The sequence below is a fragment of the Pseudomonas sp. PS01300 genome, from assembly GCF_029960155.1.
GTDB lineage: Bacteria > Pseudomonadota > Gammaproteobacteria > Pseudomonadales > Pseudomonadaceae > Aquipseudomonas > Aquipseudomonas palmensis.
The window spans coordinates 13,761-38,996 of the sequence record NZ_JASCPN010000002.1; the positions used below are offsets into that span (position 1 = coordinate 13,761).

The window sequence follows — 25,236 nt, forward strand, 5'->3', positions numbered from 1 at the left end:
ATGTCACAAATCGGCGGCTACAGGTATCCTCGGCAGCGTCTTTCACGATTTGCCCAGACCCAAGGAGCTGCACGCTGTGTTCAAACATGTCGATGCCTATGCCGGCGATCCGATTCTCTCCCTGATGGAGACCTTCAAGGCCGATCCGCGTGCCAACAAGGTCAACCTGAGCATCGGCCTGTATTACGACGCCGCCGGTGTGGTGCCACAGCTGGCGGCAGTGGGCGAGGCGGAAAAACGCCTGGCCGACCAGCCCCATGAAGCCTCGCTGTACCTGCCGATGGAAGGCCTGGGCAGCTACCGCCAGGCGATCCAGGCGCTGCTGTTCGGCGCCGATCACCCGGCCGTGGGTGGCGCACGTGTGGCCACCGTGCAGACCGTGGGCGGCTCGGGTGCGCTGAAGGTCGGTGCCGACTTCCTCAAGCGCTATTTCGCCGACTCGCAGGTATGGGTCAGCGACCCGACCTGGGACAACCACCGCGCGATCTTCGAAGGCGCCGGGTTCAAGGTCAACACCTACCCGTACTTCGACCCGGCCACCCGTGGCCTGGACTTCGACGGCATGCTCGCCACCCTGCAGACCCTGCCGGCCAACAGCATCGTGCTGCTGCACCCGTGCTGCCACAACCCGACCGGGGTCGACCTGAACCAGGCGCAATGGCAGCAGGTGATCGAGGTGGTCAAGGCGCGCGAGCTGATTCCGTTCCTCGACATCGCCTACCAGGGCTTCGGTGAAGGCCTGGACGCCGACGCCTACGCCATTCGCGAGTTTGCCCGCGCCGGCGTGCCGTGCCTGGTCAGCAACTCGTTCTCCAAGATCTTCTCGCTGTATGGCGAGCGGGTTGGCGGCCTGTCGGTGGTCTGTGACGACAGCGCCACCGCGCAGAGCGTGCTGGGCCAGCTCAAGGCGACCGTGCGCCGCAACTACTCCAGCCCGCCCAACTTCGGTGCGCAACTGGTTGCGACGGTGCTTGGCGATGCCGGCCTGAATGCCCAGTGGCAGGCTGAAGTGGAGGGGATGCGCCTGCGTATCCTGGACATGCGCCAGGCGCTGGTGGATGCACTGGCGGTGCTGCTGCCGGGTCAGAACTTCGACTTCTTCCTGAGCCAGCGCGGCATGTTCAGCTACACCGGCTTCAGCGTGGAGCAGGTACGCCGGCTGCGTGACGAGTTCGGCGTGTACCTGATCGACAGCGGCCGGGTGTGCATGTCGGGCGTGCGCCCGGACAACCTGCAGCAGGTGGCCGAAGCGTTCGCGGCGGTGCACAAGACCGCATAACGACCAGTCGCGGCTCAAGCCCGCTCCCACACGTACAGTGATGGCCTTGTGGGGGCGGCCTTGACCGGCGCTGCGTTGCCGGCAGGTGCAACCACTCCTCGGCAAGGGCTTTGCAAGTGCAACCAAAGCGCGCACAATCGCGCCCCTCTTTTACAGCTGGGGTGCGCCGATGCGTCTGTTTGGCCACTCCCAGCGATGTTGCAGTCTTGCGAGCGGAGTTGCACCCGGATGAATGAGCAGGCCCCGAGCGTTGATCAACGCTTCGAATCGACCCCCGCCGCCCTAGGTAGCTGGGCCCGGCAGGACACCACCTGGATGCTGGGCCTGTTCGGTACCGCCATCGGTGCCGGCACGCTGTTCCTGCCAATCAACGCCGGCCTCGGCGGCTTCTGGCCGCTGCTGATCCTCGCGCTGCTGGCCTTCCCGATGACCTACTACGCACACCGTGGCCTGACCCGCTTCGTGCTCTCGGGGCGTGACGGTGCCGACATCACCGAAGTGGTGGAGGAGCATTTCGGCCTCAGCGCCGGCGCCTGCATCACCTTGCTGTACTTCCTGGCCATCTTCCCCATCCTGCTGATCTACAGCGTGGCCCTGACCAACACGGTCAGCAGCTTCATGGAGCATCAACTGCACATGGCGCCGCCGCCGCGGGTGCTGCTGTCGTTCGTGCTGATCCTGGGCCTGCTGGTCATCGTGCGCTGCGGCGAGCAGGCCACCGTCAAGGTCATGAGCCTGCTGGTGTACCCCTTCATCGTGGCCCTGGCATTGCTGGCGGTGTTCCTGATACCGCACTGGAACGGCGGCATCCTCACGACCGCCACCGAGCTGCCATCGGGGTCGGCATTCGTGCACACCCTGTGGCTGGCGATTCCGGTGATGGTGTTCTCGTTCAACCACTCGCCGATCATTTCGGCCTTTGCCGTGGACCAGAAGCGCCGCTACGGCGAGCACGCCGACGAGCGCAGCGGGCAGATCCTGCGGCGCGCGCACCTGCTGATGGTGGCGATGGTGATGTTCTTCGTGTTCAGCTGCGTGCTCACCCTGAACCCGGCGCAACTGGCCGAGGCCAAGGCGCAGAACCTGTCGATCCTGTCGTACCTGGCCAACCACTTCAGCAACCCGACCATCGAGTTCGCTGCACCGCTGATTGCCTTCATCGCCATCGCCAAGTCGTTCCTGGGCCATTACATCGGTGCCAGCGAAGGCCTCAAGGGCCTGGTGCTCAAGACGGGCAAGCGGCCGGGCGCCAAGGCCCTGGACCGGTTCACCGCAGCCTTCATGCTGGTGATCTGCTGGGTGGTGGCCACGCTCAACCCCAGCATCCTGAGCATGATCGAGTCGTTCGGCGGCCCGGTGATCGCGGCGATCCTGTTCCTGATGCCGATGTACGCCATCCGCCGCGTGCCGGCGATGCGCAAGTACAGTGGCGCGCTGTCCAACGTGTTCGTGGTCGTGGTGGGCCTGGTGGCCATCAGCGCCATCGTCTACTCGCTGGTCGGCTGAGGCCGGGGGCGGGCAGGGGTGCACACCCTTGCTCGCTCTTTGTCCACAAAAACTCTCTGGATATTCAACAATTTATCGCTGCCCCATAGGTGTCGGGGCACTTTCATGCTTAACTCTGGTCCTTTACTCACCCCCGCATAAGGACTTCTTTCATGGCTCAAGTGACTCTCAAAGGCAACCCGGTTCAGGTCAACGGCGAACTGCCGAAAGTCGGTGCCCAGGCACCTGCGTTTTCCCTGGTGGCGGGCGACCTGTCCGACGTGACCCTGGCTTCCTTCGCCGGCAAGCGTAAAGTGCTGAACATCTTCCCCAGCGTCGACACCCCGACCTGCGCCACCTCGGTGCGCCAGTTCAACGCCAAGGCCAACGAACTGGCCAACACCGTGGTACTGTGCATCTCGGCCGACCTGCCGTTCGCCCAGGCACGCTTCTGCGGCGCCGAAGGCCTGGAAAACGTCAAGAACCTGTCCACCCTGCGTGGTGCCGAATTCATCCAGAACTACGGCGTGGCCATCGCCGACGGCCCGCTCAAGGGCCTGACTGCCCGTGCAGTCGTGGTACTGGACGAAAACGACAAGGTGCTGCACGCCGAACTGGTCAAGGAAATCGCCGAAGAGCCGAACTACGACGCGGCGCTGGCGGTACTGAAGTAACGCATTCAGGCACCGCGAGTTTTCATGCACCGCATGGATGCCTTCGCTGGCAAGCCAGCTCCCACAGGGGGGCGGTGTTGAAATAGAAAGGTTATTTGAAAAAAGTTGTAACGGCCTGGCCTTAGCCCAGGCCGTTTTTATTTATAGTTCAGCACTTTGCCAACGTCAGCTCTAGGTAAATAGCCGGTAAAGGCGCTTTGCTAAAACCGCTCTACTGCTTATCGTTCAGCCTCCTCAAGAGAAGTCTTTCCGCACAATGGCCGATCAACCGATGCAAACCGCCCGTCCTCGTCACTCCCGTCGCTGGCTGCTGAGCCTGCTGGTCCTGCTGCTGATTGCCGGCCTGTGCTGGGTATTCTGGCCCTCATCGCCGGCGACCAAGGCTCCGGGCGCAGGCAAGCCGGGGGGCGGGCGGCCAGGTTTCGGCGCGTTCGGCGGGCCGGTACCGGTGCGTGTGGCACCGGCCACCGTGGGCGACTTCCCGCTGTACTACAAGGCCCTGGGCACCGTGACCGCGACCAACACGGTCAACGTGCGCAGCCGCGTGGGCGGCGAGCTGGTCAAGATCAACTTCAAGGAAGGCCAGCGGGTCAAGGCCGGCGACCTGCTGGCAGAGATCGACCCGCGCAGCTACCAGATCGCCCTGCAGCAGGCCGAAGGCACCCTGGCACAGAACCAGGCGCAGCTGAAAAACGCCCAGATCGACCTTGAGCGCTACAAGGGCCTGTTCGCCGAAGACAGCATCGCCAAGCAGACCCTCGATACCCAGGCCGCGCTGGTGGCCCAGTACCAGGGCACCATCAAGACCAACCAGGCGGCGGTGGGCGATGCCAGGCTCAACCTCGACTTCACCAGGATTCGCGCCCCCATCAGCGGGCGCCTGGGCCTGCGCCAGCTGGACGTCGGCAACCTGGTGGCGGCCAACGACACCACGGCACTGGTGGTGATCACCCAGACCCAGCCGATCACCGTGGTCTTCACCCTGCCGGAAACCGAGCTGAGCACCGTGCTGTCGCGCTACCGCAGCGGGGCCCAGCTGCCGGTGCAGGCGTGGGACCGCGGCGACACCCAGCAGCTCTCGGTGGGCGTGCTGAGCAGCCTGGACAACCAGATCGACACCACCACCGGCACCCTGAAGTTCAAGGCCGGGTTCGAAAACCAGGATGAAATGCTGTTCCCCAACCAGTTCGTCAACGTGCGCCTGCTGGCCGATACCTTGAAGGACGTGGTGCTGGCGCCATCGGCCGCGATGCAGTTCGGCACCAACGGCACCTTCGCCTACGTGATGGATGGCGACAACAAGGTGACCATCCGCAGCCTCAAGCTCGGCGCCAGCGACGGCGACCTCACGGTGGTCAAGGAAGGCCTGGCCAAGGGCGAGCGCGTGGTGCTCGAAGGCACCGACCGCCTGCGTGACGGCAGCGAGGTGGAAGTGGTCAACGACAGCAGCGACGTGCCCGCCACCCCAGGCCAGCACCTGCAGGGCCAGGACAAGAAAGACCTCTCGGCCACGCCGGGCGAGCAGGGCAAGGCTGGCGCATGAACCTTTCGCGGCTGTTCATCCTGCGCCCGGTCGCCACCACGCTGAGCATGCTTGCCATCGTGCTGGCCGGCCTGATCGCCTACACGTTGCTGCCCGTGGCGGCCTTGCCCCAGGTCGATTACCCGACCATCCGGGTCATCACTCTGTACCCCGGTGCCAGCCCGCAGGTGATGACCAGCGCGGTCACCGCGCCGCTGGAGCGCCAGTTCGGGCAGATGCCCGGGCTTACCCAGATGGCCTCGACCAGTTCGGGCGGTGCCTCGGTACTGACCCTGCGCTTCAGTCTCGAAATGAACATGGACGTCGCCGAGCAGCAGGTGCAGGCGGCGATCAACGCGGCCAGCAACCTGTTGCCCAGCGACCTGCCGGCGCCGCCGGTGTACAACAAGGTCAACCCGGCCGATACCCCGGTACTGACCCTGGCCATCACCAGCAAGACTATGCTGCTGCCCAAGCTCAACGACCTGGTCGACACGCGCATGGCGCAGAAGATCGCACAGATCAGCGGTGTGGGCATGGTCAGCATCGCCGGTGGCCAGCGCCAGGCGGTACGCATCAAGGTCAACCCGGACGCGCTGGCCTCGGCCGGGCTGAACCTGGCCGACGTGCGCACCCTGATCGGCGCCTCCAACGTCAACCAGCCCAAGGGCAACTTCGACGGCCCCACGCGGGTCTCGATGCTCGACGCCAACGACCAGCTGCGCTCCCCCGAGGAATACGCCAACCTGATCCTGGCCTACAAGAACGGTGCGCCGCTGCGCCTGAAGGACGTTGCCGAGATCGTCGACGGCGCCGAGAACGAGCGCCTGGCGGCCTGGGCCAACCAGAGCCAGGCAGTGCTGCTGAACATCCAGCGCCAGCCTGGGGCCAACGTCATCGAGGTGGTCGACCGGATCAAGGCGCTGCTGCCGTCGATCACCGACAACCTGCCGGCGGGGCTGGACGTGGTGGTGCTCACCGACCGCACCCAGACCATCCGTGCTTCGGTCAAGGATGTGCAGCACGAGCTGCTGATCGCCATCGTGCTGGTGGTGCTGGTGACCTTCCTGTTCCTGCGCCGGGCCAGCGCCACCCTCATCCCGTCGATCGCCGTGCCACTGTCGCTGATCGGCACCTTCGGCGTGATGTACCTGGCCGGGTTCTCGATCAACAACCTCACGCTGATGGCCCTGACCATTGCCACCGGTTTCGTGGTGGACGATGCCATCGTGATGCTGGAGAACATCTCGCGGCATATCGAGGAGGGCGAGACGCCGATGCAGGCCGCGCTCAAGGGCGCCCGGCAGATCGGCTTCACCCTGATCTCGCTGACCTTCTCGCTGATCGCGGTACTGATCCCGCTGCTGTTCATGGCCGACGTGGTGGGGCGGTTGTTCCGCGAGTTCGCCATCACCCTGGCGGTGGCGATCCTGATCTCGCTGGTGGTGTCGCTGACCCTCACGCCGATGATGTGCGCGCGCCTGCTCAAGCGCGAGCCCAGGGAAGAGGAACAGGGGCGCTTCTACCGCGCCAGCGGTGCCTGGATCGACTGGATGATCGCCCACTATGGTCGCGGCCTGCAGTGGGTGCTGTGCCACCAGCCGCTGACTCTGCTGGTGGCGGTGGCGACCCTGGGCCTGACCGTGCTGCTGTACCTGGCAGTGCCCAAGGGCTTTTTCCCGGTGCAGGACACCGGGGTGATCCAGGGTATTTCCGAAGCCCCGCAATCGATCTCGTTCGCCGCCATGAGCCAGCGCCAGCAGGAACTGAGCGCGGTGATCCTGCAAGACCCGGCCGTGCAGAGCCTGTCGTCGTACATCGGCGTCGACGGCGACAACGCCACGCTCAACAGCGGCCGGTTGCTGATCAACCTCAAGCCCCACGGCGAGCGCGACATCACTGCCTCGCAGGTCATCACCCGTTTGCAACCGCAACTGGACAAGCTGGTGGGCATTCGCCTGTTCATGCAGCCGGTGCAGGACCTGAGCATCGAAGACCGCGTCAGCCGCACCCAGTACCAGTTCAGCCTGTCGTCGCCGGATGCCGACCTGCTCGCGCAGTGGAGCGGCAAGCTGGTGGATGCGTTGCATGATCGCCCCGAGCTGACCGATGTGGCCAGCGACCTGCAGGACAAGGGCCTGCAGGTGTTTCTGGTGATCGACCGCGACGCCGCCAGCCGTCTGGGCATCAACGTGTCGGAAATCACCAACGCGCTGTACGACGCCTTCGGCCAGCGCCAGATCTCCACCATCTATACCCAGGCCAGCCAGTACCGCGTGGTGCTGCAGGCCGCTGCGGCGGCCGACCTTGGGCCCAGGGTGCTCGACCAGATCTACGTCAAGACCACCGATGGCGCGCAGGTGCGCCTGTCGAGCCTGGCCCATGTGGAGCAGCGCCAGGCGCAACTGGCCATTGCCCACATCGGCCAGTTCCCGGCGGTGATGATGTCGTTCAACCTGGCCGAAGGCGTGTCGCTGGGCGAGGGCGTCAAGGTCATCGAACAGGTGCAGCAGCAGATCGGCATGCCGCTGGGCGTTCAGACCCGCTTCCAGGGCGCGGCCGAAGCCTTCCAGGCGTCGCTGTCGAGCACCCTGCTGCTGATTCTGGCGGCAGTGGTGACCATGTACATCGTGCTCGGTGTGCTCTACGAGAGCTACATCCACCCGGTGACCATCCTTTCGACCCTGCCCTCGGCCGCAGTGGGCGCGCTGCTGGCCTTGATGATCAGTGGCAACGACCTGGGCATGATAGCGATCATCGGCATCATCCTGCTGATCGGTATCGTCAAGAAGAACGCGATCATGATGATCGACTTCGCCCTGGAGGCCGAACGCAACCAGGGCATGGACCCGCAGACGGCGATCTACCAGGCGGCGCTGCTGCGCTTCCGGCCGATCCTGATGACCACCCTGGCGGCGCTGTTCGGGGCCATCCCGCTGATGCTCGCCACCGGCTCGGGTGCCGAGCTGCGCCAGCCGCTGGGCCTGGTGATGGTGGGCGGGCTGCTGGTGAGCCAGGTGCTGACGCTGTTCACCACGCCGGTGATCTACCTGTACTTCGACCGCCTGGCGCGTCGCTGGCGCCGTCAGCCTGACCCGCAACAGGCCGACGCATGAACCTCTCCGGCCCGTTTATCCGTCGCCCGGTGGCGACCATGCTGCTGAGCCTGGCCATCATGCTGCTGGGCGGGGTCAGCTTCGGCCTGCTGCCGGTGGCGCCGCTGCCGCAGATGGACTTCCCGGTGATCGTGGTGTCGGCCAGCCTGCCCGGGGCCAGCCCCGAGGTGATGGCCTCCACCGTGGCAACCCCGCTGGAACGCTCGCTGGGCAGCATCGCCGGGGTCAACACCCTGACCAGCCGCTCCAGCCAGGGCTCCACGCGGGTGATCCTGGGCTTCGACATGGGGCGCGACATCGATGGCGCCGCACGCGAGGTGCAGGCGGCCATCAATGCCACGCGCAACCTGCTGCCCAGCGGCATGAAGAGCATGCCCACCTACAACAAGTTCAACCCGGCCCAGGCACCGATCATGGTGCTGTCGCTGACCTCCGATGTACTGCAGAAGGGCCAGCTCTACGACCTGGCCTCCACCATCCTGTCCCAGAGCCTGTCCCAGGTGCCGGGTGTGGGCGAGGTGCAGATCGGCGGCAGTTCGCTGCCGGCGGTGCGCATCGAGCTGGAGCCGCAACTGCTCAACCAGTACGGCGTGAGCCTGGACGATGTGCGTCAGACCATCGCCAACGCCAACGTGCGCCGGCCCAAGGGCTTCATCGAGGACACCCAGCGCAGCTGGCAGGTACAGGCCAACGATCAACTGGAGAAAGCCAAGGACTACGGCCCGCTGGTGATTCGCTACCAGGACGGCTCGGTGCTGCGCCTGAGCCACGTGGCCAAGGTCACCGATGGCGTGGAGAACCGCTACAACAGCGGTTTCTTCAACGACAAGGACGCGGTGCTGCTGGTGATCAACCGCCAGACCGGCGCCAACATCATCAAGACCATCGAGAGCATCAAGGAGCAGTTGCCGGCGTTGCAGGACCTGATGCCGGCCAGCGTGCAACTGAACGTGGCCATGGACCGCTCGCCGGTGATCAAGGCCACCCTCAAGGAGGCCGAACACACGCTGCTGATCGCCGTGGCGCTGGTGATCCTGGTGGTGTTCCTGTTCCTGGGCAACCTGCGCGCCTCGCTGATCCCGACCCTGGCGGTGCCGGTTTCGCTGGTGGGCACCTTCGCGGTGATGTACCTGTGCGGGTTCTCGCTCAACAACCTGTCGCTGATGGCGCTGATTCTCGCCACCGGGCTGGTGGTGGACGACGCCATCGTGGTGCTGGAGAACATCTCGCGGCATATCGACGAAGGCGTCGCGCCGCTGGCCGCGGCCTTCCTCGGCGCCAAGGAGGTGGGCTTCACGCTGCTGGCGATGAACGCCTCGCTGGTGGCGGTGTTCGTCTCGATCCTGTTCATGGGCGGCATCGTCGAGTCGTTGTTCCGCGAGTTCTCCATCACCCTGGCGGCGGCCATCCTGGTGTCGCTGGTGGTGTCGCTGACGCTCACGCCGATGCTCTGCGCGCGCTGGCTCAAACCTCACGCCCCCGGCGAGCAGACCCGCCTGCAGCGCTGGAGCGAGCGTCTCAACCAGCGCATGATGGCCGGCTACGACCGCAGCCTGGGCTGGGCGCTGCGCCATCGCCGCCTGACCCTGCTGAGCCTGCTGGTGACCATCGTGGTCAACGTGGCGCTGTACGTTGTGGTGCCCAAGACCCTGATGCCGCAGCAGGACACCGGCCAGCTGATGGGCTTTGTGCGGGGTGACGACGGGCTGTCGTTCGCGGTGATGCAGCCGAAGATGGAAATCTACCGGCGCGCCTTGCTCAAGGACCCGGCCGTGCAGAGCGTGGCCGGTTTCATCGGCGGCAACAGCGGCATCAACAACGCCATGGTGCTGGTGCGCCTCAAGCCGATCAAGGAGCGCAAGGAGTCGGCGCAGAAGATCATCGAGCGCCTGCGCAAGGAGATGCCCAAGGTACCCGGCGGGCGGCTGTTCCTGATGGCCGACCAGGACCTGCAGTTTGGCGGTGGCCGCGAGCAGAGCAGCTCGCAGTTTCTCTACACCCTGCAAAGTGGCGAGCTGACGGCGTTGCGCGAGTGGTACCCGAAGGTGGTGGCGGCGTTCAAGGCGCTGCCGGAGCTGACGGCCATCGACGCCCGCGAAGGCAGCGGCACCCAGCAGGTGACCCTGGTGGTCGATCGCGAGCAGGCCAAACGCCTGGGCATCGACATGAACATGGTCACCGCCGTGCTCAACAACGCCTACAGCCAGCGCCAGATCTCGACCATCTACGACAGCCTCAACCAGTACCAGGTGGTGATGGAGGTCAACCCCAAGTATGCGCAGGACCCGCGCACCCTGGAGCAGGTCCAGGTGATCACCGCCGACGGCGCGCGCGTGCCGCTGTCGACCTTTGCCCATTACGAGAACAGCCTGGCCGAGGACCGTGTCAGCCACGAGGGGCAGTTCGCCTCCGAGGACATCTCGTTCGACCTCGCAGAAGGCGTCAGCCAGGACGTGGCGCTGGCCGCGGTGGAGCGCGCGGTGGCCAAGGTCGGCCTGCCCGAGGACGTGATCGCCAAGCTTGGCGGTACCGGCGATGCCTTCACCAAGAGCCAGGAGGGCCAGCCCTGGATGATCCTCGGCGCCTTGCTGGCGGTGTACTTGGTGCTGGGGATTCTGTATGAAAGCTACATTCACCCGCTGACCATCCTCTCGACCCTGCCGTCGGCCGGGGTAGGGGCGCTGCTGACGCTGTACGTGGTCGGCAGCGAATTCAGCCTGATCTCGCTGCTGGGGCTGTTCCTGCTGATCGGGGTGGTGAAGAAGAACGCGATTCTGATGATCGACCTGGCCCTGCAGCTGGAGCGCCATGAAGGGCTCAGCCCGCAGGAGTCGATTCGTCGGGCCTGCCTGCTGCGTCTGCGGCCGATCCTGATGACCACCCTGGCGGCGATCCTGGGCGCCTTGCCGTTGCTGCTGAGCACCGCCGAGGGCGCCGAGATGCGCCAGCCGCTGGGCCTGACCATCATTGGCGGGCTGGTGTTCAGCCAGATCCTCACGCTTTACACCACCCCCGTGGTCTACCTCTATCTGGACCGCCTGCGCCATCGCTTCAATCACTGGCGCGGCGTGCGTACCGACGCTGCTTTGGAAACCCCGCTATGACCCGACCTGCCGATGTTTGTCCACCTTCCCTGCAGCGCGTGCTGGCGGCCCGTGGTTCGCGCCTGCTGACCTCGGCCCTGTGCCTGGCGATGCTCAGCGCCTGTACCCTGAGCCCCGACTACCACCGGCCGCAGGCGCCGGAACCGGTGGCGTTCAAGTACGCCGAGGGCTGGACCCAGGCCAACCCGTCCGACGCCCTGGCGCGCGGGGCCTGGTGGGAGCTGTACGGCGATGCGCAGCTCAACGGTCTGGTCGAGCAGCTCAATGCCAACAACCAGACGGTGGCCCAGTACGAGGCGCAATATCGCCAGGCCCAGACCCTGGTGCGCAGCGCCCGGGCTTCGCTGTTTCCCAGCCTCGACCTGAGCGCCGGCAAGACCCGCTCCAGCCAGGGCACCGGCAGCAGCAGTTCGAGCCTGAGCAACAACAGCAGCGGTATCCGCGACACGTACAGCGCCCAGCTGGGCGTGAGCTGGGAAGCCGACCTGTGGGGCAAGCTGCGTGAGGGCCTGAACGCCAACGAGGCGAGTGCCGAGGCGAGCCTGGCGGACCTGGCGGCGATACGCCTGAGCCTGCAGTCGGAGCTGGTGCAAAACTACCTGCAGCTGCGTGTGATCGACGAGCAGAAGCGCCTGCTCGAGGCCACGCTGGCGGCCTATCAGCGTTCGCTGACCATGACCCAGAACCAGTACCGCGCCGGGGTTTCGGGCAAGGACGCGGTGGCCCAGGCACAGACCCAGCTCAAGAGCACCCAGGCCGACCTGATCGACCTGATCTGGCAGCGGGCGCAGTTCGAGAATGCGATTGCCGTGCTGATGGGCAAGGCGCCGGCCGAATTTGCCCTGGCGCCGAGCACCACCATACCGGCCTTGCCGCAGATCCCGCTGGCGCTGCCGTCGCAGCTGCTGGAGCGCCGCCCCGACATTGCCTCGGCCGAGCGCAAGGTGATGGCGGCCAACGCCAATATCGGCGTGGCGCGGGCGGCGTACTTCCCGGACCTGACCCTGAGCATGAGCGGTGGCTACAGCAGTAGCAGCTTCAGCGACTGGATCAGCTTGCCGAACCGATTCTGGTCGGTGGGGCCGCAGTTGGCCGTGACCCTGTTCGATGCCGGCAAGCGCTCGGCCGAGGTCGACCGTACCAAGGCCGTGTACGACCAGACCGTGGCGCAGTACCGTCAGAGCGTGCTGGATGGCTTCCAGGAGGTGGAAAACTACCTGGTGCAGTTGAAGGTGTATGCCGATGAGGCGCAGGTGCGCGATGAGGCGCTGGCGTCGGCGCGCGAGTCGCTGCGCCTGACCGAGAACCAGTACAAGGCGGGCCTGATCGGTTATCTGGACGTGGTGAACGTGCAGACCACCGCGTTGAGCAATGAACGCAGCGTGCTGAACCTGCTGCAGGGCCGGCTGGTGGCCAGCGTGCAGTTGATTGCGGCGTTGGGGGGCGGCTGGGAGGCAGCCAGCCTCGCTGCTGAAGACCGTACCGCGACCGACAGGTAGTGTGCGTCGAGGCGTTCGCCGGCAACGCCGGCGCCTACAGGCCGCGATGTGATTGTAGGAGCCAGCCTTGCTGGCGAAGGCCGCGACGCGGTTCCAAAGCCTGATGGCCATTCGCCAAAAACATCCCGCCATCCCTCGGAAACTCCGTGCGTTTCGCTAAAGGTTGAGTACAATCATCGGTTTTTCACCGGGCCGGGACAGCGCCCGTCAACCGGGCCTTGGAACCTTCATGCTCAACGGTAGTTATTCCTCCTCGCTGGTCCTGATTTCGCTGTGCGTGGCGATTCTGGCGTCCTACACGGCGCTGGACCTGACCGGGCGCATCGCCACCGCCAAGGGCCGTGCCGCGTACCTGTGGATGGTCGGCGGTGCTCTGGCCCTGGGCACCGGGATCTGGTCGATGCACTTCATCGGCATGCTTGCCTTCAGCCTGCCCATCGAGCTGGGCTACGACCTGAGCCTCACCGCGCTGTCGCTGGTGATCTCGGTGCTTTCGTCGGGCTTCGCACTGTGGCTGGTGAGCCAGCCGAGCCTGCCGGGCCGCGTGCTGGCGCTGGGGGCGCTGATCATGGGCGCGGGCATCAGCAGCATGCATTACACCGGCATGGCTGCCATGCAGATGCAACCGGGCATCGACTACGACCCGCTGCTGTTCGCCGCCTCGCTGTTGATTGCAGTAGGCGCGTCGGTGGCCGCACTGTGGATCGCCTTCCGCCTGCGCCGCAATACCCCGTATGTACGCCAGATTCGCGGCGGCGCCGCCGTGGTGATGGGCATTGCCATCGTCGGCATGCACTACACCGGCATGGCAGCGGCCAATTTTGCCGACGGCAGCTTCTGTGGCGCGCTGGACGGTGGGCTCAGCGGCAGTGGCCTGGACTACCTGGTGCTGATCACCACCCTGGCGGTGCTGGCGGTGGCGCTGCTGACCTCGGTGCTGGATGCACGCCTGGAGGCGCGCACTGCGGAGCTGGCGCAATCGCTGACCCTGGCCAACCAGGAGCTGACCCAGCTGGCGCTGCACGACACCCTCACCGGGCTGCCCAACCGCAGCCTGCTGACCGACCGCATCGAGCAGGCCATCGCCAAGGTGGCCGAGCAGGGCGGCTGCTTTGCGCTGATGTTCATCGACCTGGACGGGTTCAAGCCGGTCAACGACGCGTTCGGTCATCACACCGGCGACCAGTTGCTCAAGGAGGTGGCGATGCGCCTGCGTGGCCACCTGCACAGCCAGGACACCCTGGCGCGCATCGGCGGTGACGAATTCGTGCTGCTGGTGGAGCTGGACGAGCCTGAAGATGCGGTGGGGGTGGCCGCCAAACAGGTCAACCTGGTGTCGCGCCCGTTCCGGGTGGCCGAGCAGAGCCTGCAGATCTCCGCCAGCGTCGGCATCGTGTTGTACCCCGGCAACGGCGCCGACCAGATGGAGCTGCTGCGCAATGCCGACGCGGCCATGTACCACGCCAAGAGCGCCGGCAAGAACGCCTACAGCTTTTTCGATGTGTCGATGAACAGCAACGCGCGTCTGCAGCTGCAGTTGCTGCAGGACCTGCGCATGGCGCTGGAGCAGCGCCAGTTGCGCCTGTTCTACCAGCCCAAGTTCGATGCGGTGGGGCGCCAGCCTATCGGTGCCGAGGCCCTGCTGCGCTGGGAGCACCCGCAGCACGGCATGTTGCTGCCCGATCGCTTCATCCAGCTGGCGGAAAAAACCGGGTTGATCATCCCGATCGGCGAGTGGGTGCTGGACGAGGCCTGCCGCCAGATGCGCAGCTGGATGGACCAGGGCTATGAAAACTGGCGGGTTGCAGTGAACCTGTCGGCCATCCAGTTCTGCCATGCCGGGCTGGTGGACAGCGTGGCGTCGGCCTTGCAGCGTCATCGCCTGCCGGCCAACAGCCTGACCCTGGAGATCACCGAAACCACCGCCATGCACGACGCCGATGCGAGCCTGATGGTGTTGCAGCGCCTGTCGGACATGGGCGTGGACCTGTCCATCGACGATTTCGGTACCGGCTACTCAAGCCTGATGTACTTGAAGCGCCTGCCGGCCAACGAGCTGAAGATCGACCGTGGCTTCGTGCGCGACCTGGAGCAGGACAGCGACGATGCCGCAATCGTGTCGGCCATCGTGGCGCTGGGGCAGGCACTGGGGTTGAGGATTGTTGCCGAAGGGGTGGAAACCGACCGCCAGCAGGACTTCCTGACCCGTCTGGGGTGTGATTCGCTGCAAGGGTACCTGCTCGGTCAGCCGCTGCCGGCCGAGCGTTTCATGGCTGATATCGAGAGACTGGCGGTGGGGCAGGCCTGAGCGCCAGCGTCAGGCCGAGCGCAGCGCACACGAGGGCTGGAACGCTTCAAGCTCGTCTTCCACCGCTTCGATGATGCGCTCCACATCCGACGCCGCCATCAGTGTGGCGCACGGAATGCCGGCAATCGCCAGCAGGGTTTCGCCGGTGGCGCGATCGAACACGCGCGCCACCATGCTGCGCGGTGCATCCATGCTGGCTTCAAAGCCCAGCGGATGGAAGTGCCAGCGCATCATCTGGCAGGCGTTGGGAAACGTGAGCTTGTTCATGCCGGCCTCCTTTTACAGCTGACCCCGATTCGCTGAGCATGCCTGTACCCGGGACACGCTGCCCAGGGAAGGCCAAGACCCTAACCATAGCACCGATGCGGCCGCTGTCCGCCGCTTGTTTGCGCCCCGTTGCAGGATGTTTGACCTGCGTCACAATGGCTTTTTGCTATGTGTGGGTTGCGCAAGCGTTTGCGTGGTCCGCATTGCGGCGGGTGAGGCTGTCATGGCCGCTGAAGCGGGCAGGGTGGCGCCACGGGTATTTCAGACCAGCGGCGGGCTCAGCTGAGCAGGCCGGCGGCGATGTTGATGGTGAAACCCAGAATCGCGGTGTTGAACACGAAACCGATCACCGAGTGGGCCAGCACCACGCGGCGCAGTTCACGCCCGGCCACGCCCACATCGGAGGTTTGCACCGCGACGCTGAGGGTGAACGAGAAGTAGTGGAAGTCCCAGTAATCGGGGTTGCGCTCCTCGTCTGGAAAGCGCAGCAGCGGCTGCTTGGCGGTGCTGGTGTAGAACAGGCGCGCATAGTGCAGGCTGAAGATGGTGCCGATCAGCAGCCACGAGCCGGCCACGGTGAGGCCGGTGTACAGGTAGTGCAGGGCCTGGGTGCTGCCGGTCAGGCCCTTGCTGCTGGCCAGTTGCAGGGTGACTGCGGCAAGGCTGGCGATGGCAGCGATACTCACGGTAAACAGCACCAGCCCGGCATTTTCGTCCTCGATGCAGGCCACCTTGCGCACCTGGCCCGGTTTTGCCCGCAGGGTCAGCCAGAACACCAGCAGCAGGTACAGCCAGACCCCGAGGTTCCAGCCCGCCAGGATGTGTTGCACCAGGTTGTCTGCCGGGATGAACACGCCGCCCAGGCAGCCGACCAGTGCGGCGGCGCTCAGGCGCGGGTGGGTATGGGCCAGTTTGTGGAATGCCATGTTGCCTCACGTCGATGGATGCACCGCCAACTGTAGCCTATACCTAGGAAGCCTTTCTTCAGGCGCCACTGGAGCGACCGCATGAAACACGCATTGATCATCGGCACCTTGTGCCTGGCCGGGCTGGGCCTGGCCGGTTGTTCGAGCAGCACCGTGCAGCCCGACGAGTACTCCGGGTTCCTCAAGGACTACAGCCGTCTCAAGCAGACCACCTCGCCCTCCGGTGCCACGGTGATGCGCTGGATCGACCCGAACCTCAAGCTCGACCGCTACACCAGCGTATACATCGAGCCCAGCCAGCTGTATCCCAAGCCGCAACCTACCGCGCGGATTCCGCAGAGCACCCTGCAAGGCATCACCCACTACTACGACCAGGCGCTCAAGCGCGAGCTGGGCAAGTCGTTGCCGCTGGCCACCGGCCCTGGCCCGGGGGTGATCGTGGTACGCCCGGCGATCACGGCCGTCAGCAGCAAGACCGAGGGCCTGAAGGCATACGAAGTGATTCCGGTGGCGCTGGTGGCGGCAGCGGTGAGCACGGCCTCGGGCATCCGCGACCAGGAAACCGATATCGCCACCGAGGCGCAGTTTCTGGATGGCGGCAACAACAAGGTGCTCGCCCAGGTGGTGCGCAAGGGCAGTGGCAAGCCGCTGGAAAACGACAGCCAGGTGATGAAGGCCGACGATGTGAAGGCAGTGCTCGATGGCTGGGCGTCCGACCTGCACCAGTCCTACCTCAAGCTCAAGGGCCATTGAGCCCTGTGCCAGGCCATTCGGGGAACCCCGCAATGGCCTGGCAGCGTGTTGGCCGGTCTGCCGGCCCCTGCGGCCGACGACAGTTGACCGCTTCACCATTGAAACCCGGCTTCAATCAGCCTAGCCTGCGCGGCATACCGTTGAAAGGAGCCCGTCATGCAAGGCGTTACCCGCAAGATCACCCAGGCCATTCTGTACGAAGTCATCGCGGTGGCCTGTGTCGCACCGGCCCTGGCGTTGGCCTTCGATGAGGGCATGGCCCATTCCACCGTGCTGTCGGTGATCATGTCGGGCATGGCCCTGGGCTGGAACATGCTCTACAACTACCTGTTCGAGTTCTGGGAGGCACGTCAGGCCCGACGCAGCCGAACCTTCGTGCGGCGCCTGCTGCATGCCATCGGCTTCGAGGGCGGGCTGGTGCTGATCCTGCTGCCGGTGGTGGCCTGGTGGCTGGACATCAGCCTGTGGGCGGCACTGGGCACCAACCTTGCGCTGTTCGTGTTCTTCTTCGTGTACGCCTTCGTGTTCCAGTGGGGCTTCGACCGGGTGTTCGGCGTGCCCGAATCGGCGCACGAACGCGGCGTGCAAGCCTGCACGAGCGCAAAATGAATGATTGACTTGAAAAAGGCCCTGGGCTAGTTTCGCTGCCATGACCTTATTCGCAGCGTTGCCTTCGCACAGCATTATTACCGCCATTATCAGATTGGCGGGCTAGCGAGCACCTTGCACCTAACCCGCCCTGGAGGCGGGTTTTTCCTTTCTGACTCCTGGGCACTTCAAAAAAAACCAGGAGTCACCGATGACCAGCCTTACCGTCTGCCCCAGCACCTCGACCAGCGCCACCAGCCTGCTGTCGGACTACGTGCGAAGGATTCTTGCCGCACCGGTATATGACCTGGCCATCGAGACGCCCCTGCAGCCCGCCCGGGCGCTGTCCGAGGCCCTGGGCAACAACGTGCTGCTCAAGCGCGAAGACCTGCAGCCGACCTTTTCCTTCAAGATCCGCGGGGCCTACACCCGCCTCAGTCGCCTGAGCACCGAGCAGCGCGAGCGCGGGGTGATCACCGCGTCCGCCGGCAACCATGCCCAGGGCGTGGCGCTGGCCGCCCGTGAACTGGGCATGCGCGCCACCATCGTGATGCCCACCACCACTCCGGCGCTGAAGATCGAAGGGGTGCGCTCGCGTGGCGGCAATGTGGTGCTGCACGGTGACAGCTTCCCGCGGGCGCTGGCCCATGCGCTGCAACTGGCCCAGAGCGAAGGCGCCACGTTCGTGCCACCGTTCGACGACCCGGACGTGATTGCAGGGCAGGGCACCGTGGCCATGGAGATCCTGCGTCAGCAACCGGGCGAGCTGGACGCGATCTTCGTGCCGGTGGGCGGCGGCGGCCTGATCGCCGGCATCGCCGCCTACGTCAAGTACCTGCGCCCGCAGGTAAAGGTGATCGGCGTCGAGCCGCATGACTCTAACTGCCTGCAGGCCGCGCTGGCCGCTGGCGAGAGGGTGGTGCTGCCCCAGGTCGGCACCTTCGCCGACGGCGTGGCGGTTGCGCAGATCGGCGCGCATTGCTTCGAGGTGTGCCGGCATTACGTGGACGAAGTGGTCACGGTCAGCAGCGACGAGCTGTGCGCGGCCATCAAGGACATCTACGACGACACCCGCTCGATCACCGAGCCTTCCGGTGCGCTGGCGGTGGCCGGGATCAAGAAGTACGTGGCCAGCCGCGGCGTGACGGGCCAGACCCTGGTGGCAATCGACTCCGGTGCCAACGTCAACTTCGACCGCCTGCGCCATGTGGCCGAACGCGCCGAACTGGGCGAGCAGCGCGAGGCGGTCATCGCGGTGACCATCCCCGAGCAGCCGGGCAGCTTCCGCGCCTTTTGCCAGGCCCTGGGCCAGCGCCAGATCACCGAGTTCAACTACCGCTACCAGCCCGGCAAGGAGGCCCGCCTGTTCGTCGGCGTGCAGACCCACCCGCACACCGACCCGCGCGCGCAGTTGCTGGCCAGCCTGGCCGGGCAGGGCTACGAGGTGCTGGACCTGACCGAGAACGAGCTGGCCAAGTTGCATATCCGCCACACCGTGGGCGGCCACTCGGCCCCCTCGCTCGACGAGCGGGTGCTGCGCTTCGAGTTCCCGGAGCGTCCTGGCGCCTTGCTGGGTTTTCTGGAGCGCCTGGGCAAGCGCTGGAACATCAGCCTGTTCCACTACCGCAACCACGGGGCTGCCGAGGCGCGGGTGTTCGTGGCGCTGCAGGTGCCGGACGATGAGCTGGCGCAGTTGCCAGGCACCCTCGACGGCATGGGCTATCGCTACTGGGACGAGACCGACAACCCAGCCTATCGGCTGTTTCTTGGCTGACTTTGCGCTGGATCAACATGCCCTGTGGCCCACGGGCGGATCCTTGAGGCAGAGATATAAAGCCTGAGGAATACCGCCATGAGCAGCACGTTTTTCATCCCAGCCGTCAACATCATGGGCATCGACTGCCTGGACGAAGCCATGACCGCCATTGTCGGCTATGGCTTTGCCAAGGCGTTGATCGTCACCGATACCGGGTTGGCCAAGGCCGGCGTGGCACAGCGAATCGCCGAGCAGCTGGCGATGCGTGACATCGACTCGGTGGTGTTCGACGGCGCCAAGCCCAACCCGAGCATCGCCAACGTGGAGCAGGGCCTGGCGATGCTCAAGCGCGAGCACTGCGACTGCGTGATTTCGCTGGGCGGCGGTTCACCCCACGACTGCGCCAAGGGCATTGCCCTGTGTGCCACCAATGGCGGGCACATCGGCGACTACGAAGGGGTCGACCGCTCCGCCAAGCCGCAATTGCCGCTGATCGCGATCAATACCACGGCCGGTACGGCCAGCGAGATGACGCGCTTCTGCATCATCACCGACGAGGCGCGCCACGTGAAAATGGCCATCGTCGACCGCAACGTCACCCCGTTGCTGTCGGTGAACGACCCGGCGCTGATGGTCGGCATGCCCAGGTCGCTGACGGCGGCCACCGGTATGGATGCACTGACCCACGCCATCGAGGCCTATGTATCCACGGCGGCCACGCCGATCACCGACGCCTGCGCACTCAAGGCCATCGAGCTGATCAGCCGCAACCTGCGCCAGGCGGTGATCGACGGGCAGGACCTGACCGCGCGGGAGAACATGGCCTATGCGCAGTTCCTCGCCGGCATGGCGTTCAACAATGCTTCGCTGGGGTTCGTGCATGCGATGGCGCATCAGCTCGGTGGCTTCTACGATCTGCCGCACGGGGTGTGCAACGCGGTGCTGCTGCCCCATGTGCAGCGCTTCAATGCGGCGGTGAGCGCGGCGCGCCTGCGTGATGTGGCACAGGCGATGGGCGTGGCGGTGGAGGGGCTGAACGCGGCGCAGGGTGCCGATGCGGCGATCCAGGCCATCGTGCAACTGAGCGACGATATCGAGATCCCGCCGGGGCTGGAGGTGCTGGGTGCGCGGGTGGCGGATGTGCCGACCCTGGCGGCCAACGCGCTCAAGGATGCCTGCGGCCTGACCAACCCGCGGCGGGCCAGCCAGGCCGAGATCGAGGCGATCTTCAAGGCAGCCTTCTAGCGCATCTTCGCTGGCAAGCCAGCTTCCACAGGGTTCTGCGGTACAGCCAGAACCTGTGGGCTGGCTTTGCGGCGATGCCGTCAGACCACCAGCGACAACAGCATGATGAAGATGATGCCCACCACCGACAGGATGGTTTCCATCATGCTCCAGGTCTTGAAGGTTTCGGCCACGGTCATGTTGAAGTACTGCTTGACCAGCCAGAAACCCGCATCGTTGACATGCGACAGGATCAGCGAGCCGGCCCCCGTGGCCAGCACCAGCAGCTCGCGGTTCACGCCCGGTATCATGCCGATCACCGGGGCCACGATACCCGCACCGGTAATGGTCGCTACCGTCGCCGAGCCCGTGGCGATGCGAATCACCGCCGCCACCAGCCAGGCCAGCATGATCGGCGAGATCTGCGCCTGCACCGCCATCTGACCGATCACGTTGCCCACACCGGTATCCACCAGCATCTGCTTGAAGCCGCCCCCAGCCCCCACGATCAGCACGATTGCCGCCGTAGGCGCCAGGCTCTGGTCGAGCATCTTCATGATCTGCTGGCGACTGAAGCCCTGGGCCGAGCCGAAGGTGTAGAAGGCCAGCAGCAGGGCTGCCAGCAGCGCCGTGATCGGGTGCCCGATCAGGTCCATCCACTGGCGAAAGATGTGCTCGGCCGGCAGTACCACGTCGGCGAAGGTCTTGAGCAGCATCAGGAACACCGGCAGCAGGATGGTCACCAGCGTGATGGCGAAGCTGGGCAGTTGCGTGCGCTCGGCTTCGCGGGCGATCTGGTCCATCAGCTCCTGGGACGGCGAGCCGGGGATGTACCGCGAAATGAACGTGCCGTACAGCGGCCCGGCGATGATCGCCGTGGGCAGCGCCACGATCAGCCCGTAGAAGATGGTCTTGCCGATGTCGGCGCCGAACACGCCGATGGCCAGCAGCGGGCCCGGGTGCGGCGGCACCAGCCCGTGCACCACCGACAGCCCGGCCAGCAGCGGAATGCCGATCTTGATCAGCGATACGCCGGTGCGCCGGGCCACGATGAACACCAGGGGTATCAGCAGCACGAAGCCGATTTCGAAGAACAGCGGGATGCCCACCAGGAAGGCGGCGAACATCATGGCCCAGTGCACCTTCTGCTTGCCGAAGGCGCGAATCAGGGTTTGCGCGATCTGGTCGGCGCCGCCGGAATCGGCCATCAGCTTGCCGAGCATGGTGCCCAGTGCCAGCACGATCCCGACAAAGCCGAGTACGCCCCCGAAACCGTCCTGGAACGACTTCATCACTTTGGCTACCGGCATGCCGGAGGTCAGGCCCAGAAAGCCCGCGGCCAGGGTCAGCGCCACGAAAGGGTGCACCTTGAAGTGGGTGATCAGCAGCACCAGGCCGATGATGGTCACCAGTGCATCAAGCAAGAGGTAGGTATCAGTTGCCAGACCGAACATGGTTCAGTGCCTCGTATTGTCATTGTTGTGGGCGGAACTTTTACAGCGTGCAGCAGTCGAGACAGCGCTATCTTTGGTGAGCCGGAAAACTGCCGGGAAATCAGGCAGTTCGCGCCAGTGCCGACTCACCGCAGGGCTTTAGCCAGGTGTCTACCTGACGGGCCAGCTGGGCGATGGGTTGGGTGGCGTCCAGGGTCAGGGTCAGGGTTTCGCCGCGCGGTGACTCCAGGGCGGCGAACTGGCTGTCGATCAGGCTTGCCGGCATGAAGTGGCCGGGGCGTGCCAGCACGCGGCGTTCGGCTTCCTGGGGCGTCAGTTCGAGGAACACGAAGCCCAGGTCGGGTACGGCGTGGCGCAGGGCGTCGCGGTAGCGCTTTTTCAGCGCCGAGCAGGTGAGGATCGGCCGTTCGCCGGCCTTGAGGGTGGCCTGCAGCTCTTCGCCCAGGCGGATCAGCCAGCCAGCGCGGTCGTCATCGTCAAGGGGAATGCCGGCGCTCATCTTCTGGATGTTGGCGGCAGGGTGAAAGGCATCGCCTTCGATCAGGCGGCCGCCGCTGCAATCGGCGATGGCAGAACCGACGCAGCTCTTGCCGCAGCCAGCCACGCCCATCACCACAATAGCGGACAGGGGAGAGTTCATCGGTACCTCCTGCGGGGTGAGATAGCGCTATCTTTGACCGAGGCTGACAACGCCTCGGCGGCTTCCCACCCGGTTGTTATTGGTTTTGTAAAAGCAGTCTGGGCGCTCATCGCCGTGCACCTGCAGTTATGCATTGCCTGACGTCTGAGACAGCGCTACCTTAGTGCCCGTTCCCTTCTCTTTGCAAGCCGAAAAATAAAAGCCCCCATGACCCGCATTGGCTCCCGTACTACCGGTCGTCCCACCCTGGCTGAAGTGGCCAGGCTTTCCGGGGTTTCCCCGATCACCGCATCGCGCGCCCTGCGCGGCATCAGCACGGTTGCCCCGGAACTGGTGCAGAAGGTCAAGGATGCTGCCGCAGCGCTGGGCTATGTCGCCAACCCGGCAGCCCGCGCGTTGGCGTCGGCACAGAGCCAGTCGGTGGTGGTGCTGATTCCGTCGCTGTCCAACCAGCTGTTCATCGAAACCCTCGAAGCCATCCACGACGTGATGCGCCCGCGCGGCCTTGAAGTGCTGATCGGCAACTTCCACTACGACGTGGCCGAAGAGGAGAACCTGATTCGCAACTACCTGGCCTACCAGCCGTGCGGCATGCTGCTCACCGGTTTTGACCGCACCGAGGCGTCGCAGCAGATGCTGGCCGCCAGTGGTGTGCCCTGCGTGCACATGATGGAGCTGGGTGGGCCGGACACGGCCACTTCGGTCGGGTTTTCCCAGCAGCAGGCCGGGCGCGCGGCCGCCCGACACCTGATCGAACGCGGGCGGCGGCGCCTGGGCTTCATTGCCGCGCAGCTCGATCCGCGGGTGATGCAACGCGCCGACGGGTTCCGCCAGGCGCTGGACGAAGCAGGGCTGTATGACCCGGCGCTGGAAATGCTCGCACCGCAGCCGTCATCCATCGGCCTGGGCGGCGAGCTGTTCAGCCAGTTGCTCGAGCGTCACCCGGAGGTGGACGGGCTGTTCTTCTGCAACGACGACCTGGCCCAGGGCGCGATTCTGCAGGCCTTGCGCCAGGGCATCGAGGTGCCGGGGCAGGTGGCGATGGTGGGCTTCAACGACCTGCCGGCATCGGCTCACCTGGTACCGCGCCTGACCTCCATTCGCACCCCGCGCGCTGCCGTTGGGCGGCAGGCTGCGCAGGCGCTGCTGGCGTTGCTCGACGGCAAGGGCGGGCAGCCGCGCACCCAGGACCTGGGCTTCGAACTGATGGTGCGCGAAAGCAGTTGACGTGGGGTGATAAACGGTGATGGCAGTTGGCTTGCAGGGTACAGAAGTGCATCTATGCTGAGCAAAAACCGCCAATGGAGTGGTAACCAATGTTTAACGCCCATCGCAAGTCTGACCTGGCTGAAATCGAGCGTTGCACCCAAGCGTTACACCACTCCAATGCCAAGCTTGCGGCCATAGGCCGCTCGATGGCCATGATCGAGTTCAGCCCCGACGGGGTGATTCTCGAAGCCAACGAGCGTTTCTGCTCCACCCTGGGCTATGCCGCCGAGGAGATCATCGGCAAGCACCACCGCATTTTCTGCGAGCCCGACTACGTCAAGAGCGATGAGTACCGCACCCTGTGGCGCGACCTGGCGCGGGGCGAGGCCCACAGCGGTACCTTTCTGCGGCGCGACAAGGCCGGGCACGATGTGTGGCTGGAGGCCAGCTACATGCCGGTGTTCGGCGCCAACCAGCAGGTCACCAGCGTGATCAAGGTCGCCTCCGACATCACCCGGCGGGTGGTCGAGGAGCATGAGAGCGACAGCCTGATCAATGCCATCAGCCGTTCCATGGCGATGGTCGAGTTCACCCCCGAAGGCAATGTGATCCGTGCCAACGAGAACTTCCTCAAGACCATGCATTACCGGGCCGAGGAGGTCATTGGCCAGCACCACAGCCTGTTCTGCCACCGCAGCGAAAGCGAGTCGAGCGCCTACAAGGCATTCTGGGCCTCGCTCAATCGCGGCGAGTACCATTCCCATCGTTTCGAGCGCAAGAACAAACTCGGGCAGATGGTGTACCTGGAAGCTTCCTACAACCCGATCTTCGATACCCGTGGCCGCCTGTACAAGGTGGTCAAGTTCGCCAGCGACATCACCCACCAGGTGTGTACCCAGCAGACGGCGGCCGAAGCGGCCCACGCCACCTCGGTGCAGAACGATGCCTGTGCGCGCAAGGGCTCGGAGGTGGTGCAGCATACGGTGCAGGTGATCGAGGAGATCTCCCGCGAGCTCAATGCTGCAGCCCGCAGCATCGATGCGGTGAGCAAGCAGTCGGAACTGATCGGGCAGATCGTGCAGACCATCCGCAGCATTGCCGACCAGACCAACCTGCTGGCCCTGAACGCCGCCATCGAGGCGGCGCGGGCAGGTGAGCACGGCCGCGGCTTTGCCGTGGTGGCCGACGAGGTGCGCAGCCTGGCGGCACGCACCAGCAAGGCGACCCTGGAGATCGTCGATGTGGTGCGCCAGAACCACGACCTTTCACTCAATGCGGTGGCCAGCATGCAGTCGAGCCTCAGCCGCACCGGGCTGGGGGTGGAACTGGCCAATGAGGCGGGGGAAGTGATCCTGGAAATCCAGCAGGGTTCGCAGCACGTGGTGGACGCCATCAGCCAGATCAACTCGACCCTGCAACTGCACTGAGCCTC

At 65.2% G+C, this 25,236-nt stretch carries 18 protein-coding genes; 14 read left to right on the top strand and 4 right to left on the bottom strand.

The window, feature by feature from the left end:
* Positions 1–76 precede the first annotated feature (76 nt).
* The 8 genes from QMX96_RS01485 to QMX96_RS01520 all read left to right on the top strand — a co-directional run bounded on the left by QMX96_RS01485 (position 77) and on the right by QMX96_RS01520 (position 14,987).
* Positions 77–1,279, top strand: a complete 1,203-nt coding sequence (locus tag QMX96_RS01485; protein ID WP_043861431.1) for an amino acid aminotransferase — start codon at positions 77–79, stop codon at positions 1,277–1,279.
* Positions 1,280–1,507: 228 nt separating this feature from the next.
* Complete coding sequence (locus QMX96_RS01490) at positions 1,508–2,785, top strand: serine/threonine transporter (protein WP_043861432.1); 1,278 nt, start codon at positions 1,508–1,510, stop codon at positions 2,783–2,785.
* Positions 2,786–2,937: 152 nt separating this feature from the next.
* Complete coding sequence (gene tpx, locus QMX96_RS01495; RefSeq protein WP_043861433.1) at positions 2,938–3,438, top strand: thiol peroxidase; 501 nt, start codon at positions 2,938–2,940, stop codon at positions 3,436–3,438.
* 256 nt (positions 3,439–3,694) lie between these two features.
* Positions 3,695–4,981 carry an MdtA/MuxA family multidrug efflux RND transporter periplasmic adaptor subunit gene (locus QMX96_RS01500; RefSeq protein ID WP_078480367.1) on the top strand — a complete coding sequence of 429 codons (1,287 nt, stop codon included), beginning with the start codon at positions 3,695–3,697 and terminating at the stop codon, positions 4,979–4,981.
* A complete protein-coding gene (locus tag QMX96_RS01505) occupies positions 4,978–8,076 on the top strand; it encodes an MdtB/MuxB family multidrug efflux RND transporter permease subunit (RefSeq protein WP_258658688.1) in 3,099 nt (1,032 codons plus the stop codon). The genes QMX96_RS01500 and QMX96_RS01505 overlap by 4 nt, the downstream gene beginning before the upstream one ends.
* Positions 8,073–11,180 (top strand): efflux RND transporter permease subunit, encoded by a 3,108-nt coding sequence (locus tag QMX96_RS01510; RefSeq protein ID WP_043861436.1) that lies wholly within the window; start codon positions 8,073–8,075, stop codon positions 11,178–11,180. Before QMX96_RS01505 ends, QMX96_RS01510 begins: the two co-directional genes overlap by 4 nt.
* Positions 11,177–12,679, top strand: coding sequence for an efflux transporter outer membrane subunit (locus QMX96_RS01515; RefSeq protein WP_054914580.1), 1,503 nt, complete (start codon positions 11,177–11,179; stop codon positions 12,677–12,679). The genes QMX96_RS01510 and QMX96_RS01515 overlap by 4 nt, the downstream gene beginning before the upstream one ends.
* A 229-nt stretch (positions 12,680–12,908) precedes the next feature.
* On the top strand, positions 12,909–14,987 hold the full coding sequence (locus QMX96_RS01520; protein ID WP_058540139.1) for an EAL domain-containing protein: 2,079 nt from the start codon (positions 12,909–12,911) through the stop codon (positions 14,985–14,987).
* A gap of 9 nt (positions 14,988–14,996) precedes the next feature.
* Here the strand turns inward: QMX96_RS01520 and QMX96_RS01525 are convergent, their stop codons facing one another.
* Positions 14,997–15,254, bottom strand: a complete 258-nt coding sequence (locus QMX96_RS01525) for a DUF1652 domain-containing protein (protein WP_043861439.1) — start codon at positions 15,252–15,254, stop codon at positions 14,997–14,999.
* Positions 15,255–15,532: 278 nt separating this feature from the next.
* Positions 15,533–16,180: a DUF1345 domain-containing protein gene (locus QMX96_RS01530; protein ID WP_054914577.1), complete on the bottom strand. Its 648-nt coding sequence runs from the start codon at positions 16,178–16,180 to the stop codon at positions 15,533–15,535.
* A gap of 81 nt (positions 16,181–16,261) precedes the next feature.
* Between QMX96_RS01530 and QMX96_RS01535 the strand changes: the two genes are divergently transcribed.
* The 4 genes from QMX96_RS01535 (at position 16,262) to yiaY (ending at position 20,522) form a co-directional block, all read left to right on the top strand.
* Positions 16,262–16,933: a DUF3313 domain-containing protein gene (locus QMX96_RS01535; RefSeq protein ID WP_043861440.1), complete on the top strand. Its 672-nt coding sequence runs from the start codon at positions 16,262–16,264 to the stop codon at positions 16,931–16,933.
* A gap of 156 nt (positions 16,934–17,089) precedes the next feature.
* Positions 17,090–17,542, top strand: coding sequence for a PACE efflux transporter (locus QMX96_RS01540; protein ID WP_043861441.1), 453 nt, complete (start codon positions 17,090–17,092; stop codon positions 17,540–17,542).
* A 190-nt stretch (positions 17,543–17,732) separates the two neighbouring features.
* On the top strand, positions 17,733–19,295 hold the full coding sequence (ilvA, locus tag QMX96_RS01545; RefSeq protein WP_043861442.1) for a threonine ammonia-lyase, biosynthetic: 1,563 nt from the start codon (positions 17,733–17,735) through the stop codon (positions 19,293–19,295).
* 78 nt (positions 19,296–19,373) lie between these two features.
* On the top strand, positions 19,374–20,522 hold the full coding sequence (yiaY, locus tag QMX96_RS01550; protein WP_054914574.1) for an L-threonine dehydrogenase: 1,149 nt from the start codon (positions 19,374–19,376) through the stop codon (positions 20,520–20,522).
* 80 nt (positions 20,523–20,602) lie between these two features.
* Here yiaY and QMX96_RS01555 read toward each other — a convergent pair whose 3' ends face one another.
* A complete protein-coding gene (locus QMX96_RS01555) occupies positions 20,603–21,955 on the bottom strand; it encodes a GntP family permease (protein WP_043861444.1) in 1,353 nt (450 codons plus the stop codon).
* Positions 21,956–22,055: 100 nt separating this feature from the next.
* Positions 22,056–22,595, bottom strand: coding sequence for a gluconokinase (locus tag QMX96_RS01560; protein WP_043861445.1), 540 nt, complete (start codon positions 22,593–22,595; stop codon positions 22,056–22,058).
* Positions 22,596–22,802: 207 nt separating this feature from the next.
* On the opposite strand from QMX96_RS01560, the gene QMX96_RS01565 reads away from it, so the two are divergent.
* The gene (locus QMX96_RS01565; RefSeq protein WP_282360798.1) at positions 22,803–23,822 is read left to right on the top strand and encodes a LacI family DNA-binding transcriptional regulator; all 1,020 of its coding nucleotides are present in this window, start codon (positions 22,803–22,805) and stop codon (positions 23,820–23,822) included.
* 89 nt (positions 23,823–23,911) lie between these two features.
* Positions 23,912–25,231 (top strand): PAS domain-containing methyl-accepting chemotaxis protein, encoded by a 1,320-nt coding sequence (locus QMX96_RS01570; RefSeq protein ID WP_100632796.1) that lies wholly within the window; start codon positions 23,912–23,914, stop codon positions 25,229–25,231.
* Positions 25,232–25,236 lie beyond the last annotated feature (5 nt).